General features: G+C 67.2%; 8 protein-coding genes and 2 pseudogenes. 5 read left to right on the forward strand and 5 right to left on the reverse strand.

The window, feature by feature from the left end; genetic code table 11:
• Positions 1–76 precede the first annotated feature (76 nt).
• Positions 77–2,382, forward strand: a pseudogene (locus EET10_RS13860) (Tex family protein).
• A gap of 161 nt (positions 2,383–2,543) precedes the next feature.
• Here EET10_RS13860 and EET10_RS13865 read toward each other — a convergent pair.
• Positions 2,544–3,461 carry a chemotaxis protein CheB gene (locus EET10_RS13865; protein ID WP_051490520.1) on the reverse strand — a complete coding sequence of 306 codons (918 nt, stop codon included), beginning with the start codon at positions 3,459–3,461 and terminating at the stop codon, positions 2,544–2,546.
• Between the two features lie 61 nt (positions 3,462–3,522).
• On the opposite strand from EET10_RS13865, the pseudogene EET10_RS13870 reads away from it, so the two are divergent.
• A pseudogene (locus EET10_RS13870) lies at positions 3,523–5,203 on the forward strand (DUF4185 domain-containing protein).
• A gap of 488 nt (positions 5,204–5,691) precedes the next feature.
• Positions 5,692–10,788: a PPE domain-containing protein gene (locus EET10_RS13875; protein ID WP_122502789.1), complete on the forward strand. Its 5,097-nt coding sequence runs from the start codon at positions 5,692–5,694 to the stop codon at positions 10,786–10,788.
• A gap of 10 nt (positions 10,789–10,798) precedes the next feature.
• On the opposite strand, the gene EET10_RS13880 is transcribed toward EET10_RS13875, so the two are convergent.
• On the reverse strand, positions 10,799–11,356 hold the full coding sequence (locus EET10_RS13880; protein WP_122502228.1) for a flavin reductase family protein: 558 nt from the start codon (positions 11,354–11,356) through the stop codon (positions 10,799–10,801).
• 5 nt (positions 11,357–11,361) lie between these two features.
• The gene (locus tag EET10_RS13885; RefSeq protein WP_063467449.1) at positions 11,362–12,198 is read right to left on the reverse strand and encodes an SDR family NAD(P)-dependent oxidoreductase; all 837 of its coding nucleotides are present in this window, start codon (positions 12,196–12,198) and stop codon (positions 11,362–11,364) included.
• Between the two features lie 199 nt (positions 12,199–12,397).
• On the opposite strand from EET10_RS13885, the gene EET10_RS13890 reads away from it, so the two are divergent.
• Positions 12,398–13,633, forward strand: a complete 1,236-nt coding sequence (locus EET10_RS13890) for an NRAMP family divalent metal transporter (RefSeq protein WP_218028464.1) — start codon at positions 12,398–12,400, stop codon at positions 13,631–13,633.
• 15 nt (positions 13,634–13,648) lie between these two features.
• Here the strand turns inward: EET10_RS13890 and EET10_RS13895 are convergent, their stop codons facing one another.
• On the reverse strand, positions 13,649–14,530 hold the full coding sequence (locus EET10_RS13895; protein ID WP_246013634.1) for an FAD-binding oxidoreductase: 882 nt from the start codon (positions 14,528–14,530) through the stop codon (positions 13,649–13,651).
• A 41-nt stretch (positions 14,531–14,571) separates the two neighbouring features.
• Between EET10_RS13895 and EET10_RS30230 the strand changes: the two genes are divergently transcribed.
• A complete protein-coding gene (locus EET10_RS30230) occupies positions 14,572–15,522 on the forward strand; it encodes a helix-turn-helix transcriptional regulator (RefSeq protein WP_246013635.1) in 951 nt (316 codons plus the stop codon).
• A gap of 3 nt (positions 15,523–15,525) precedes the next feature.
• On the opposite strand, the gene EET10_RS13905 is transcribed toward EET10_RS30230, so the two are convergent.
• Entirely contained in the window at positions 15,526–15,795 is a 270-nt protein-coding gene (locus EET10_RS13905; protein WP_103801658.1) for a DUF4242 domain-containing protein, read from the reverse strand.
• Positions 15,796–15,955: the final 160 nt, after the last annotated feature.

Below are 15,955 nucleotides of genomic sequence, written 5' to 3' on the forward strand. Positions count from 1 at the left end.
GACGCGCCGTGCCCGGTTGCCCGAGCTGTGTCGGGACAATTCGGTAGGGTTCCTGCGCGTGAATCCAAGCACCGCAATCAAATCCGTTACCGCCCGGCTCGCCGAGGAACTGGCCGTCGGGGAAGCCCACGTGGCCGCCACGGTCCGGTTGCTCGACGGCGGCGCGACGGTCCCGTTCATCGCCCGGTACCGCAAGGAGGCCACCGGCAGTCTCGACGACGGGCAGCTGCGGACCCTGGCCGAGCGTCTGCAGTATCTGCGGGAGCTCGACGAACGCCGGGCGCGGTGCTGGCATCGATCCGGGAACAGGGAAAGCTGACCGACCAGCTGAGGGCAGCGCTGCTGGGCGCCGACACCAAGTCCCGCATCGAAGACATCTACCTGCCCTACAAACCGAAGCGTCGGACCAAGGCGCAGATCGCCCGCGAGGCAGGGCTCGAGCCGCTGGCCGATCGACTGCTGTCCGACCCCTTCCTCGTTCCGGAGGCCGCGGCGGCGGCCTTCGTGTGCGCTGATGTCGCTGACGTCGCCGATGTTGCTGCCGCCTTGGACGGCGCCCGCCACATCGTGGTCGAGCGAGCCGCCGAGGACGCCGAGCTGGTCGGCGCCGTCCGGGAGAAGTTCTGGGCGCAAGGCTCGCTTCGTAGCGCGCCGTGGTCCGAAGATGTCGCCAATAGCGCTGCCGCACAGAATTTTCGCGACTACTTCGGGTTCGCCGAGTCGCTGCAGACGATGCCGTCGCACCGGGTGCTGGCCGTGTTGCGCGGTGAGAAGGAAAAGGTCCTTGCCCTGACCTTCGACGGCGGCGCGGACGACGGTTACGAAGCGATGGTCGCCGCCAGCCTTGGCGTGGACCTGTCGGCGCAGACGGCCGCGGCGCCGTGGCTGGCCGCGACGGTGAGGTTAGCGTGGCGCACCAGGCTGATGCCGTCGGCAGCCGTGGATGTCCGTATCCGGCTGCGGCAACGCGCCGAACAGCAGGCCGTCGCGGTGTTCGCCACGAACTTGACTCACCTGCTGCTTGCGGCTCCGGCCGGAGCGCGCACGACCCTCGGCCTGGATCCCGGGTTCCGGACGGGGGTCAAGGTTGCCGTGGTTGACCCGACCGGCAAGGTGCTCGACACGTGCGCGATCTACCCGCATCAGCCGCAACGGCAATGGGATGTGGCCAAGGCGACGTTGGCCGCGCTGGTGGCGCGGCACGGCGTCGAATTGATCGCCGTCGGCAACGGCACGGCCTCACGTGAGACCGACACGCTGGCAGCCGAACTCATCAGCGACATCCGCGGTGCCGGAGCCCCCGCACCCACCAAAGCGATGGTGAGCGAGGCCGGCGCCTCGGTGTATTCGGCCTCGGCCTATGCGGCGCACGAGCTGCCCGGGCTCGACGTGACGCTGCGCGGAGCGGTGTCGATAGCTCGGCGGCTGCAGGATCCGCTGGCCGAGTTGGTGAAGATCGACCCGAAGTCGATCGGGGTGGGGCAGTACCAGCATGACGTGACCCCGGCGGTGCTGGCCCGCAGCCTCGACGCTGTGGTGGAGGACGCGGTGAACGCGGTGGGCGTTGACCTGAACACGGCGTCGGTTCCGCTGCTGGCGCGGGTGTCGGGGATATCCGAGTCCCTGGCCGAAGCGATCGTCGCCCATCGTGACAAGACGGGCCCGTTCACCAATCGCCGCGCGCTGCTGGACGTTCCTCGCTTGGGGCCCAAGGCATTTGAGCAGTGTGCCGGGTTTCTGCGGATCCGTGGCGGTGACGACCCGCTGGACGCGTCCGGTGTCCATCCCGAGGCGTACCCCGTCGTCCGCCGCATTCTGGACCGAGCGGGTGTCACGCTGGCTGAAATCATCGGTGACGCAGTTGCTTTGAGATCACTGCGGCCCGCCGACTTCGCCGACGACCGCTTCGGCATCCCCACGGTGACCGACATCCTCGCCGAGCTGGAGAAACCCGGACGCGACCCGCGACCGACCTTCACCACGGCCACTTTCGCCGCCGGCGTGCAGAAGGTGGCCGACCTCAAGGTCGGGATGGTCTTGGAAGGGGTGGTGACCAACGTGGCCGCCTTCGGCGCTTTCGTCGATGTCGGCGTGCATCAGGATGGCCTGGTGCATGTCTCCGCGATGGCCGAGCGCTTTGTTGCCGACCCGCACGACGTCGTCCGGTCCGGACAGGTGGTACGGGTCAAGGTCATCGATGTCGACGTAGAACGCCGGCGGATCGGACTGAGCCTGCGCCTCAACGACGATCCGCAACGCCAGCCGGTGAGCCGACCAGCGCGGCGAAACTCGGCTCATGGCAAGAACTTCGGCCGTCAGCCGGCCAACTCGCCGGCCGGCTCGATGGCCCGGGCGCTGCGGGACGCGGGGTTCGGGAGGTGAGCAGGCCTGCGCCACGGTCCGATGTGGCGCTATCGCCGTTACGTCTCGGCACCGGGTGCGCCGCCTCGCGCGCTCTGGGCGGCGGCTTTGAGATCGGTGATGTCGCTGGCGGTTCCGACCCATGCACGAGGGGAAACAGCGCATCTTCCAATGCGACACTTTTACCGCTGAACACCCGGTCGAAGACGGGTCCGTTGATATGCCACACTTCCGGCCAGCACTCCCGGTTGGGCTGACCCAGCCCCGCGGGGTCCCATCAGCGCCCGGTAGTGGTCGTTGTACAGCTGAATCCGGTCGGGGCCCCAGATGATGATCATCGGCATCGGGCTGGCCAGCACGATCCGCAGCATGGTGCGCAGCGATGTCGGCCACGACTGCACCGGACCCAATGCCGATCGGGTCCAATCGATGTCGCGTAGCCGCGCGCAGACTTCGCGGGGGCCGGCGAACAGGGCCGCGGCCGCCTGGATCTCAGACGGCGGCAACGGAAGTGTCCCGCCGGATACCACGTCGGCGATCACTCCGGCGATCTCGTGCAACGGCAACACCACGTCGGCGCCGGCCTCGGCGGCCGCGCGGGGCATCGCCGGAGCCTCGGCGGTGTCCTCGCTCTGCGCGATGGCAATGCCGCCCGCCGCCTTCACCGCCGCCACGCCGACTGCGCCGTCGCGGCCGAAGCCGCTCAGCACCACCGCCACCGCGCGGGCGCCGAAGGAATCGGCCACCGCCGTCAACAAGGCGTCATGCGGAAGATCGAGGGCGCCGCCGGCATCGTGCAGCACGCACGTGCCGTCCGGGAAGAGCTCCAAGCGCTTCAGCGGGGGACATACCGTCACCTGCCCGGGCTCGATGCGCTGCCCGGATACGGCCCACTCGACCCGGGCTTGGGTGCGGCGCTGCAGCAGCTGTGCCAGGATGCTGCCCTGACCACCGAGATGCTGCTGAACCACAACCGCGGCCGGCAGGTCATGGGGCAGTCCCTGTAACACCGTCGACAACGCGGCCAGCCCCCCGGCCGAGGCCACCAACACCACGATGTCAATGGCTTGGGCGGCCCGCCAGCTTTCACTGTCGCTCATCGTGACCCTGCCCTGCGTGGCACGCGTCGCCCGCCTCTCTGGGTGGCGGCGATATCCGCCGCTGCGGCGCTCTTCGAGGCTTCCACCCCGTGACCTCGCGAGCAGGGTCAATGCGAATTGCGTTGCGACACGGTCACGGACGCATACCTATCGCGGATCAGTGATCACAACGGCCACATCAATCACTATCGTCACATCAGCCAACTGCGGACGTCAATCCGACGTTTGTGCCCCTGGAAGGTTGTGACATGTCGGCGATTCATCGAGTCCTGGCGGTATCGGTGGCGTCGGCGGCCGCATTGGGACTCATCAGTGCGGTGGGCCTGGCGCCGGCAGCAATGGCGGTGCCGTGCAGCGGGGACGCCGCCAACGCCCCGCCGCCGCCGAACGCCATTGTGACCAACCCGGGGGGCACCACGCTCGGACCGATGACAAGGGGCCCGAGGCCTCGTGGCGCGAATGACCGGGCGCCGTTGCCCAGGTTGGGGCCCCTGTCGAGGTTGCTCAATCCGGCGCCGCGGTCCGCGCCGATACAGCAGCAAGCGGCGACTCCGCCACACCAGGCGGCGGTCCCCCCGCCCGCTCCGCCCAACCCGGGTAACCAGCCACCCAATGCCACCCAGTTGGCGCCCAATGCGGCACCGCCACCCGCCCCTGCCCCGGCCGCGGTACCGCCGCCCGGGGCACCCGATCCTGGCGCCGCGCTCGGGGGTGCCACGACGTCGCTTGCCGAGTGGGTAACCGGACCCGACAGCCCCAACAAGACTCTCCAACAATTCGGCATCTCCGGAACCGACCTCGGAATCATCTGGGACAACGGCGATCCCGCCAACCACCAGGTGCTCATGGCTTTCGGCGACACCTTCGGCTATTGCGCGGTCAACGAACACCAGTGGCGGTACAACACGCTGTTCCGTAGTCAGGACCGTGATCTGGGCGACGGAATCCACGTCGCGCCCGGCGACGCGGCCAACCGATACTCCGGCTCACCGGTGCGCCAACCGGGCTTCTCCAAACAGATCATCAGCAGCATCAAGTGGGCGCCTGACGAGACCGGAATCATTCCGACCTCCGGAATCTCCATCGGAAGAACCCAATACATCAACTTCATGTCCATCCGGGATTGGGGCCGCGACGGCGAATGGACCACCAACTACTCGGGCATTGCGGTGTCCAAGGACAACGGCCAGAACTGGGGGGTCTATCCCGGCACCATCCGCGCCTCCGGGCCGGACAGCGGACGAGCCAGGTTTGTGCCCGGCAATGAGAACTTCCAGATGGGGGCATTCGTCAAGTCCAACGACGGCTACCTGTACTCGTTCGGCACCCCACCGGGACGCGGCGGCTCGGCGTATGTGGCGCGAGTTCCCCAGCAGTTCGTACCGGACTTGAGCAAATACCAATACTGGAACGGCGATTCGAATTCCTGGGTACCCGGCAAACCGGACGCGGCGACGCCGGTCATCCCGGGACCGGTGGGCGAAATGTCCGCCCAATACAACACTTATCTGAAGCAATATTTGGTTATGTACACCAATGGCATGAACGACGTCGTGGCACGGACCGCGCCGGCTCCTCAGGGGCCGTGGAGCCCGGAGCAAATGCTCGTGTCGTCCTGGCAGATGCCCGGCGGCATCTACGCGCCGATGATGCACCCGTGGTCGACGGGCAAGGACGTGTACTTCAACCTGTCGCTGTGGTCGGCGTACAACGTGATGTTGATGCACACCACGCTGGGATAACCCAGGTTCTCCCCACCCGGAAGGACGTCAACCGGCGGTAGCACCTGGTGGTGGCGTGGCCCGCGACGCCGGAGCGGCCATTGCCCATCTTCGGAGTGGATAATTTCCGGGTCTCAATTCCGCCGGAATGTTTTCGATCCAATTCGAAAGTCGTTGCAGCGTAATCGTTGTCGTCGTCGCCACCGCCGCACAACTGATTCTTTGCCGGTGTCGCGACGGCCGTGACGCGCGGGATTTTTCGGACCGATGATGGGATTTCGGGCAAACGCACATACTGCGCGTCGAAGCCAGATATGTTTTTGCTGCCAAGCTATTCGATGACCGGTCGGTGGTCTGGTTCTCGTGGCGGAAGGTGCGCGATGGGACGGTGCCACGTGGGTCGCCCGGAGGTCTGCACTGGGCGCGGGCAGCCGGTCAGGGACAGCCGGGACCGTCTTCCCGGTCAGGCGGCCGGCACAAAGCCCGTCACGTAGGAACGGATGGATCCGATGAACTTTTCCGTGTTGCCACCGGAGATCAACTCACTACGGATGTATGCCGGCGCCGGGGCCCAACCGATGTTGGAGGCGGCGGCGGCCTGGGGCCGTCTGGCCGACGAATTGCAGGCCGCGGCGTCGTCGTTCGCCTCGGTCACAGCGGGACTGGCGCGCGGCGCGTGGCAGGGCCCGGCCGCTGCGGCGATGGTGGACGCGGCGGCACCCTACGCGAGCTGGTTGGGGGCGGCGGCGGCCGCCGCGGCGGGGACGGCCGGGCAGGCCAGCTCGGTTGCTGCGGTGTTCGAGGCCGCCCAGGCCGCGATCGTCCACCCGGCTATGGTCGTGGCCAACCGCAACGATCTGGTGGCGTTGGTGATCTCGAACCTGTTCGGCCAGAACACGCCTGCGATAGCGGCGACCGAGGGCCTGTATGAGGAGATGTGGGCCGCCGATGTGGCCGTGATGTCGGCCTACCACGCCGGTGTCTCGGCGGCTGCGGCGCAGCTGGCGCCGTTGCAGCAGGCGCTGGCGCTGCCGGCCGCCGTGGACTTCAGCATTTCCATCTTCGGGCTGCAGCTGGTGCAGTCCGGCACCGCGAACGCCAACTCGACCGTTGGCGGACTGGCAGTCGCCTCCGGGGCCAACAGCACGGCCAACGCCGGCGTGACCGATATCGCTCTTGCCTTCGGTAGCGGCAGCACCGCCGAGGCCACCGGGGGCGTCTTGAACGTCGCCGGCTCGTTCGGCAGCAACAGCTCAACCAGCGCCACCGGCGGAGTCAACCTCGGCACCGGCGCCCTCGCGTTCGGAAACAACAACACGGTCAAAGCCAGCTCCATCGGCACCGTCAATATAGGCACCGTCGCCGCCGCGTTCGGCAGCGACAATACGGTCACCGCCATCGCCAACGGTGTGGAAAACAACGCCACCGTGGCGGCGGTGTTCGGCAACAACAACACCGACGTCTCGGCCGTCGTCAACGGTGTGGAAAACACCGGCATCGTGTCGGCCGTATTCGGCAGCAACAATTCCGGGGTCGCCGCCAACGCGTTCGGCGTGGAGAACAACGCCGTGGTGGCCACCGTCGCCGGCAGCGGCAACAACACGGTCCTGGCCCAGGCGGGCGGCGCGGGCCTCAATGAGATCGTTCTCGCCAGCGCCTTCGGCAACAACAACTCCGTCGCGGCCACCGCGACGGGCGTGGGCGGCAATCTGGGCACCGCCGCCACCGCGTTCGTCGGGGACGGCAACACGGTTGCCGCCAGTGCGACCGGTGCGCACACCCTCACTGCGGCCACCGCGTTGTTCGGCGACAACAATGTGGTCAAAGCCACCTCGTTCGGTGCGGAGAACATCGGGACGGTGGCCACCGCGGGCGGCAGCGGCAACAGCGCAGTCAGCGCCGATGCCAATGGCACCGGCAACATCGCCACCGTGGCCACCGCGTTCGGCAACAACAGCCCGAACGTCGCGGCAAGCGCGCTCGGCGTGGGCAACATCGCCAACGTGGCAACCGCGCTGGGCAACGGCAACTCGGCCACCGCGAAAGCGATCGGCGTGGACAACATCGCCACGGTGGCCACGACGGCCGGCAACAACAATGCGGTCGGAGCCAGCGGCGTGGGCGTCGGCGGCAATATCGCCAACGTCGCCACCGCATTCGGCAACGACAACAGTCAAGTCAGTGCCGACGCCGGCGGGGCCGGCGGCAATATCGCCACCGTCGCGACGTCGTTCGGTAACGGCAACAAGGTAACGGCCAGCGCGTTCGGCGCCGGCAATATCGCCAACGTGTCCACCGCGTTGTTCAGCAACGACAACACGATCTCGGCCAGCTCGTTCGGCGTGGAAAATATCGCCACGGTGGCCACCTCGATCGGTGACAACAACGGGGTCTCGGCTACCAATTCGCTGGGCGTCGGCGGCAATATCGCCACCGTCGCCACCGCCATCGGTATCGGCCAGGGCAACAATCAGGTTGCCGCCGAATCGGGTGCCGGGGGCGGCAATATCGCCTCGGTGGCCACCGTGTTGTTCGGGGGCAACAACTCTGCATCGGCCAGCGGACTGGGTGCCGGCAATATCGCCGATGTAGCGACCGTGTTGTTCAGCAGCAACAGCACCTCCCACGCCAGCGCGCTGGGGGTGGAAAACATCGCCACCGTGGCTACCGTCTTCGGTGACGGCAGCAATGTCTCGGCCTCCGCGCCCGGCATCGGGGGCAACATCGCCACCGTGGCTACCGCTCTCGGCCAGGCCAACACCCAGGTCAACGCCATAGCCGGCCCCGGCGGCGGCAATATCGCGACCGTCGCCACCGCACTCGGCGACGGCAACAGCGTCACAAACCAGGCCCTTGGTGCGGCCAATATCGCCAGCGTCGCCACCGTCATCGGGGACAACAACACCGCCGACGTCAATGTGATCGGCGTGGAAAATATCGCCACGGTGGCCACCGCAATTGGTGACAACAACGGAATTGCTGCCGGCGCGCCGGGGCTTGGCGCCAATATCGCCACCGTCGCCACCGCCCTCGGCAGCGACAACCCTCAGGTCAGTGCCGTGTCCGGCGCCGGAGGCGGCAATATCGCCTCGGTGGCCACCGTGATCGGCGACAAGAGCTCGGCTTCGGCGAGCGCACTGGGCGCCGGCAACATCGCCACGGTGTCCACCGTGCTGTTCAGTAGCAACAACACCTCTTCGGCCAGCGCTCTCGGGGTGGAAAATATCGCCACGGTGGCCACCTCCTACGGTGACAACAACAACGTCTCAGCCAGCACGCCCGGAGTCGGCGCCAACATCGCGACCTTCGCGACGGCCATCGGCCAGGGCAACACTCAGGTCAGCGCCACGGCCGGCGGGGGTGGCGGCAACATCGCCACCCTGGCCAGCGCGTTCGGCGACAACAACAAGATGGATGTCAGCTCGATCGGCCTGGGCAACACCGCCAACGTCGCCACCGTCATCGGCAACGGCAATACCGCAAAGGTCGACACTTTCGGCGTGGAGAACGACTTCACCATCGCGACCGCAATCGGCGACAACAACGGGGTTGCGGCCAGCGCACCCGGCATCGGCGCCAACATCGCCACCATCGCCACCGCGATCGGCGACGGCAACAGCCAGGTCAGCGCCTCGGCCGGCGGCGGTGGCGGCAATGTTGCCACCCTGGCCAGCGCGTTCGGGGACAACAACAAGATCGATGTCAGCTCGACCGGCATCGGCAACACCGCCAACGTCGCCACCGTCATCGGCAACGGCAATACCGCAAAGGTCGACACTTTCGGCGCGGAGAACGACTTCACCATCGCGACCGCAATCGGCGACAACAACGGGGTTGCGGCCAGCGCACCCGGCATCGGCGCCAACATTGCCACCATCGCCACCGCGATCGGCGACGGCAACAGCCAGGTCAGCGCCTCGGCCGGGGGAGGCGGCGGTAACATCGCCACCCTGTCCAACGTGATCGGTGACAACAACACTGCCAACGTCAGTGCCACCGGGCTGGGCAATATCGCCACCATCGCCACCGGTATCGGCAACAACAGCGGGCTGGTTGCCAACTCGTTCGGCCTGGAGAACATCGCGACCGTGGCGACCTCGTGGGGCGACGGCAACGGCACGGTAGCCGCCGAGTCCGGCGGCGCCGGCGGCAATATCGCCACCCTGGCCACGGTGTTCGGTAGCGGTAACACCACCACGGGCGCCAAGGCAGTGGGCATCGGCGGCAACATCGCCACCCTGGGCACCGTGATCGGTGACGGCAACACGACGGTCGCAGCCAGTGCGACCGGCTCCGGCAACATCGCCAGCGTTGCCACCGCCATCGGCGACAAGGGCTCCGCCGAAGTCACCGTGTTCGGTCTGGAAAACATCGCCACCTTCGCGACCTCGGGCGGCGACAGCAACGGGGTCGCCGCCAGCGCGACCGGCGCGGGCGGCAACATCGCCACCGTCGCCACCGCAATCGGCAACGGCAACACCCAAGTCAGCGCCGCGGCCGGGGGAATCGGCGCCAACATCGCCACCTTGGCCAATGCGTTCGGCGACAACAACATCGCCACGGCCGCGGCCACCGGCGTGGGCAATATCCCCACCGTCGCCACCGTGATCGGCAGCGGCAACGAGATGAAGGTCAGCACCTTCGGCGTGGAGAACATCGCCACCCTGGGCACCGTGATCGGCGACAACAACACTGGCGGCGTCACCGAAGCCGGCGGTCTGGTGGGCGGCAACATCGCCACCCTGGCCACCGTGATCGGCAACAACAACACCGCCGCGGTGGCCAGGGCGGTGGGTATCGGCGGCAATATCGCGACCCTGGGGACGACGATCACCGACGGCAACGCGGTCTCGGCCACCGCCACCGGCGTGGGCAATACCGCTACCGTCGCCACCGCGTTCATCGGTGGCGGCAACTCGGCCACTGCCTCGGCGTCCGGTGTGGAGAACATCGCCACCTTGGCGACCGCCGCCGGCGGCAACAACGGGGCCTCGGCCACCGCATCGGGGCTCGGCGGCAATATCGCCACCCTGGGTACCGCGATCGGTGACGGCAACACCAACGTGGCGGCCCAGGCCGGTGGCGTGGGCGGCAACATCGCCATCGCGGCGACCGCCATCGGCGACCACAATACGGTCGCGGCCAGCGGGGGTGGGGTCAACATCGGCAGCATCGCCACCGCCGTCGGCGACTCCAACATCAACGTCGCGGCCCGCGGGCAGGGCGCTGCCGATCTCGGCACCGTCGCCACCGTCGTCGGCTTCGGCAACAACGGCGTCGAGGCCGTCGGCAACGGCCCGGCCAACATCCTCAACGTCGCCACCGTGGTCGGTGACAACAACCACGGAGTCCTCGCCGGTGCCACCGGACTGCTCAACATCGCGGTCGTCGTGGGAGGTAACAACACCGCGCTGGCCGGCGACGCAGCGGGCAGGTTGGCGGGCGCCAACCTCGCGATCGTCGGCGGCATCGGAGCCGGAGCCAAAGCCTTCAACGGCTTCCTCAATTTCGCCGTCGCCGTCGCCGACGGCGTCGAGGCGACCGCGGGCCCGGGCAACCTCCACGTCAGCATCCGGCCCTTCATGGATATCCTGCCGGGCGCCTGAACCGCGCAATCTAGGCCTGGTGGCCCGGTGGCAGGTCGCGAACGTCGCGGAAGGATACCCACTGCTCCAGTTGGTGCGGCGGGCTGCCGTCCACCGGTTCCAGCAGATACCCGACATGGTCGCCTAGCGGAAACCGATCCAGAATCCTGCCGACGAACCACGTCGCCGCGTCGTCGGGGATGGGTGTCCGCGCCGGACCGATATGCCACAAGCAGTGGTCGAACTTGTTGACCGTGTCGCCGCTGCGGCTGCCGAAAAGCTCGACGACATCGAGATGCTCACGGTCGAACAGGTGCACCCCCAGATGGGTGGCGCCGGCCGCCACCCGGAACGTGTGGTTCTGCTCGGACAGTCCGACCAGGAAACGAGGGGGATGGATGCTGGCCTGACTGGCGAAGCCCACCAGGCAGCCGGCCTGAGCGCCGCCGACCGCGGCAGTGACGATAAAAATCGGGTAGTCCAGCAGCGACACCAGCTTGTCGAACGCTTCCACGTCGGGCCCGACCACCTGCTCAGTCTTCCCGTTCTCACCGAACGGGAATCCCCGGGGGGCGCGTGTGCCGGCCATTACAGCTAGGGGGCGATGGGGCGATTCGTCCATTCCCGGTCGGGTCGGCGCGCCGAGCGGAACCATCCGCCGGCCGCGCCGGTGCCGCCGTCGGTCGGGATGGTGTGGCCGGTGACGAACGCCGACAGGTCGGAGGCCAGGAAGAGGATCACCCGCGCCTGGTCTTGCGGGAGACCCATCCGGCCCACCGGAACCCATTGCGGCCATTGGGTTTTTTCGTCCTCGGACAACCACTGCGAATAGGGCACCTGCAGTGATTCCGTCACGTCGGGCGCGATCGCGTTGACCCGGACCCCGTGGCGTCCGACCTGGACGGCAAGGCTGCGGGTGAAGTGGATGACGGCGGCCTTGAAGGCGGCGTACACCGGATCCTCCGGATAACCGCGCAACCCCTCCACGGACGACACGTTGACGATCGCTCCGGCACGTCGATCGATCATCGCCGGCAGGAACGCGTGTGTGGCCAGCAGCACGTGGTGCAGGTTCACCCGGTAGAGCTCGTTCCACAGCTCCGGGTCGGTGTCGACGAAATCGCCGGGGTGACGCAGCCAGTGGCCCACGTTGTTGACCAGCACATCGACTCGGCCGTAGCGGTCGAGCACGGTCCGCGCCAGCGCGCCGACCTGGCCGGCGTCGCGGACATCGGTGACGACCGCGAAGGCCGGGTCACCGATCTCTTCGACGGTTTGCTCGGCGAGGTCGGGGTCGATGTCGGCGACGACCACCCGGGCGCCGTGTTCGGCGAACAACCGTGAGGTCGCCGCGCCGATACCGCCGCCGCCACCGGTCACCACCGCCACCCGGTCGTCGAGTAGCGGGCGGCCGTGCGTGAGGTCGTTCATGCTTAACCATCTTGGGATACCGGCGCGAGTTGTGGTTCATCCGCCTTGGCTGGCAGTCTTTCGAAGGAGTACCGGCAGGCCGGTGTTGGCTTCGACAAGAACCCGGTATGGCGCATCACGTTTGCTGTCACATCTAGGGGTCAGTCGAGCCGTGACCGGGGTTAGCGGGGCATCCGAGGACCGTTCGTCGCCAAGATCGGTGGGCAGCCCCCGACGGCGGCGGTGGGCACTGCTGGCGGTGTGGGGTCCGGGCCTGGTGGTGATGCTGGCCGACACCGACGCGGGCTCGCTGATCACCGCGGCCCAGTCCGGTGCCCAGTGGGGCTATCGGATGGTGTTGCCGCAACTGATTTTGATGCCGATCCTCTATGTCGTTCAGGAGATGACCGTGCGCCTGGGCATCGTGACGGGCCGGGGCCACGGTGCATTGATCAGAGAGCGATTCGGCCGCGGTTGGGCATGGCTGTCGGCGTTCACGCTGTTCGCCTCGGCGATCGGGGCGTTGCTGACCGAATTCGTCGGGGTCGCCGGGGTCGGCGAACTCTTCGGTGTCTCGCGCTGGGTCAGCATCCCGATCGCTACCACGATGCTGCTGGCGTTGGCGCTGACCGGCAGCTATCGGCGGGTCGAGCGCATCGGCCTGGCGATCGGCGCGGCCGAGCTGGCATTTCTGGTCGCCATGGTGATGGCCCGTCCGCAGCTGGACGCGCTGCTGGCCGGCTTGTCGTCGATGCCGCTGGGCAATTCGTCCTATCTGCTGCTGGTCGCAGCCAATGTCGGCGCGGTCATCATGCCCTGGATGATCTTCTATCAACAGGGTGCGGTGGTCGACAAACACCTGTCGGTGGCCACGATCCGGCAGGCCCGTTACGACACCGCCACCGGCGCGGTGCTGACCCAACTGATCATGATCGCGGTGGTGCTGACCGTCGCGGCCACCATCGGGACCCATCAGGAGGCGGCTCCCCTGCAAACCGTCGGGCAGATCGCCGGTGCCCTGACGCCGTATCTGGGCGAATTCGGCGGCACCGTGCTGTTCGGTTTGGGAATGCTCGGCGCGGCCCTGGTCGCCGCGATCGTCGCTTCGCTGGCCGGTGCCTGGGGGCTGTCGGAAGTCTTCGGGTGGCAGCACACCCTCAACCAGCGGCCCACTCGGGCCACCGCCAAGTTCTACACCACCTACGCTCTTGCCCACCTCGTCGGTGCGGCACTGGTCCTGGGCAGCGTCGACCTGGTCAACCTGGCGGTCGATGTCGAAGTGATGAACGCCTTGCTGCTACCCATCGTGCTGGGGCTGCTGCTGGTGCTGGAAGCCCGCGCGCTGCCCGAGCAATGGCGCATGAGTGGGGTACGTAAGTACACCACTCGTACGCTGTGCCTGGTTGTCATCGCCTTCGGGCTTTACATGGTTCCGCAAGCCCTCGGCTGGACGTGACGGATCCGGTGCCGGTCATCCCGCCGGCACTATGTTCTGGTTGATGTGGAACACGTTGTGCGGGTCGTATGTCGCCTTGACCTCGCTGAGGCGCCGACAGTTCGGACCGTATGTCGCGCGGACCCGGTCTTGGCCCTCGTCCATCATGAAGTTGACGTACGCGCCGCCCGCCGAGAACGGGTGCGTGGCGTCCCAGTAGTCCACGGTCCAGCGCTTCAGGGCCGCGGCGTTGGCCGGGTCGGGGTCGACCCCCGCAATCACCTGGGAGAAGGTGACGTCCCGGTACGCCCAGGCGGTGTCGGTTTGGCCGACCCGGTGCACCGCGCCGTCGACCGGGTAGAGGTGCATGGTGGAGTGCATGGTCGGCAGCTCCTCGGTGAACCGGGCGTGGGCCTGCACGGCACCGTCGGCGATGGTCCGGAAGAAGTCGCCACGCCAATACCATTGCAGCCCTTTGGGATACAGGGCGTCGAAGGTGGACTGCAGCGCGGGATAGGGTGCCGCGCCGAGACCGTCGAAGGCCGGCTCCATCTGGCGCACCGGGGCGAACACCTCCTCGGCTGCGGCCGGGTCGCCGGTGTAGCACCACACCACCGCATACGCCTTGTGCAGGTGGAAAGCCTCGGAGAACGGCGCCACCGGCGGGACGGTCATGGCTGCGAAGAACCCGTAGAGATCTTCGTCCTGGGCGGGCAGGAAGTCCCGGTACCAGCTCAGGATGTCGGCGGTGGCCGATGCCGGCCACGCGGTGGGACCGCAGATCACGGTGGGTACCGGATGCAACCGGAAGGTAAACGACGTGGCCACCCCGAAGTTTCCGCCGCCGCCGCGCAATGCCCAGAACAGGTCGGGGTGCTGGGATTCCGAGGCCGTCATCGTCCGCCCGTCAGCGAGCACCAGCTCAGCCTCCCGAGGCACTGGCCGCTTCGGCCGCCGACATGCAGCGATCGGTACAAGCCTGCGGCCAGCCCTTCTTCGGTTTCATCAGCGCGTGCGTCGAGCAAGCACTGGCATTTCTGCGCGGCGACTTCCCCGGTGCGAAACGGTGGGCCGACATCGCGTTGCGCACCGGCAATTCGTTTGGCGCTGACGGAACCGAAGGCTCGCACGGAGTACAGATGTTCATGATCCGCCGCGAAACCGGCGGGCTGGACAGATTCGCCGGCTTCGTCGACGGCAGCGAGACCTTCGCCGGCCGCTGGGTCCCCGGCCGGCTGGCGCTGTACACCGAGCTCAACTGCGAACGCGGCATGGCCCGTGCCCTGGACCACTTGCTCAACCGCAATCTCGGCGACCACACCGACGAGGCTCAGTGGCCGATGGAGCTGGTGTTCATGGTGGAGGCGGTGCACGCACTGCGCCCGTTAGTTGCCCGCTATGCCGGCAAGAACCTGTTGGCGGGCCAGTTCGTAGCGCTGTTCGGTAGCGCCGACCGGTATCTGGCCCGCATTGCGGCCCAGCGCGGTGACAATCAGGCGGCTGAGCGCCTTTTCGGCACCGCGCTGGAGATGGACCGGCGGATGGGTTCGGTCGTCCATGTGAGCGAGACGCTGGCCCGCCAAGCCTTGTTTGCCGCATCGCGCGGGCGAGCCGAGGATGCCCGGCGCCTGGCCGACGGGGCCTGTGCGATCGCCCGGCCGATCGGTCAGGTGCGGGTTCTTGGCCTGGTGGATTCGTTGCTGATGACGGGGCCGGATGGGCTGACAGACCGGGAGGTCGAAGTATTGCGGCTGCTGGCAGCGGGATTGAGCAACCGGGCCATCGGAGAACGGCTTTACATCAGTACCAACACAGCCGCCAACCATGTTCGCAGCATTCTGATCAAGACCGGGGCTGCCAATCGCACGGAGGCGGTGATGTATGCCGCCGACCACCAACTGCTGGGGTGACGATCAAATGTCGGTCGACGCGCCGTCCGGCAAGACGCGTTTGCTGACCTCGACGATGACATCGGCCGGAAGACCGGCCCGGGAAGCAGCGGTTCGGATCGCCTCCGGTGAGGGTGCTTCGTAGAGGCAATATGTCTTTCGTTTGTCCGCCGACAGGAACGAATACAGCCAACGAACACCTTCCTCGGCATTGATCCGATTGATGCCATCGGCGACCTCGAAGGTGGGTTCCAGCTTTTCGGCATAGGTGCGCTCGACCATGAATATCGGCACACGGCCTCCTTTGCGCCCTTTTCGCTGGCTACGGTCGAACCTGCCCCGCGTCGGTTCATCATACGGCCGCGTTCGACGGCCAGTTCCGCTGCCGGTGGTAGCGGAATAGCGGGCCTGCTCAAGCTCAACTGCCTTCCGGTGCCGATCGGTTAACCAGACC

It is taken from the genome of Mycobacterium pseudokansasii (genome assembly GCF_900566075.1).
Taxonomy (GTDB): Bacteria; Actinomycetota; Actinomycetes; order Mycobacteriales; family Mycobacteriaceae; genus Mycobacterium; species Mycobacterium pseudokansasii.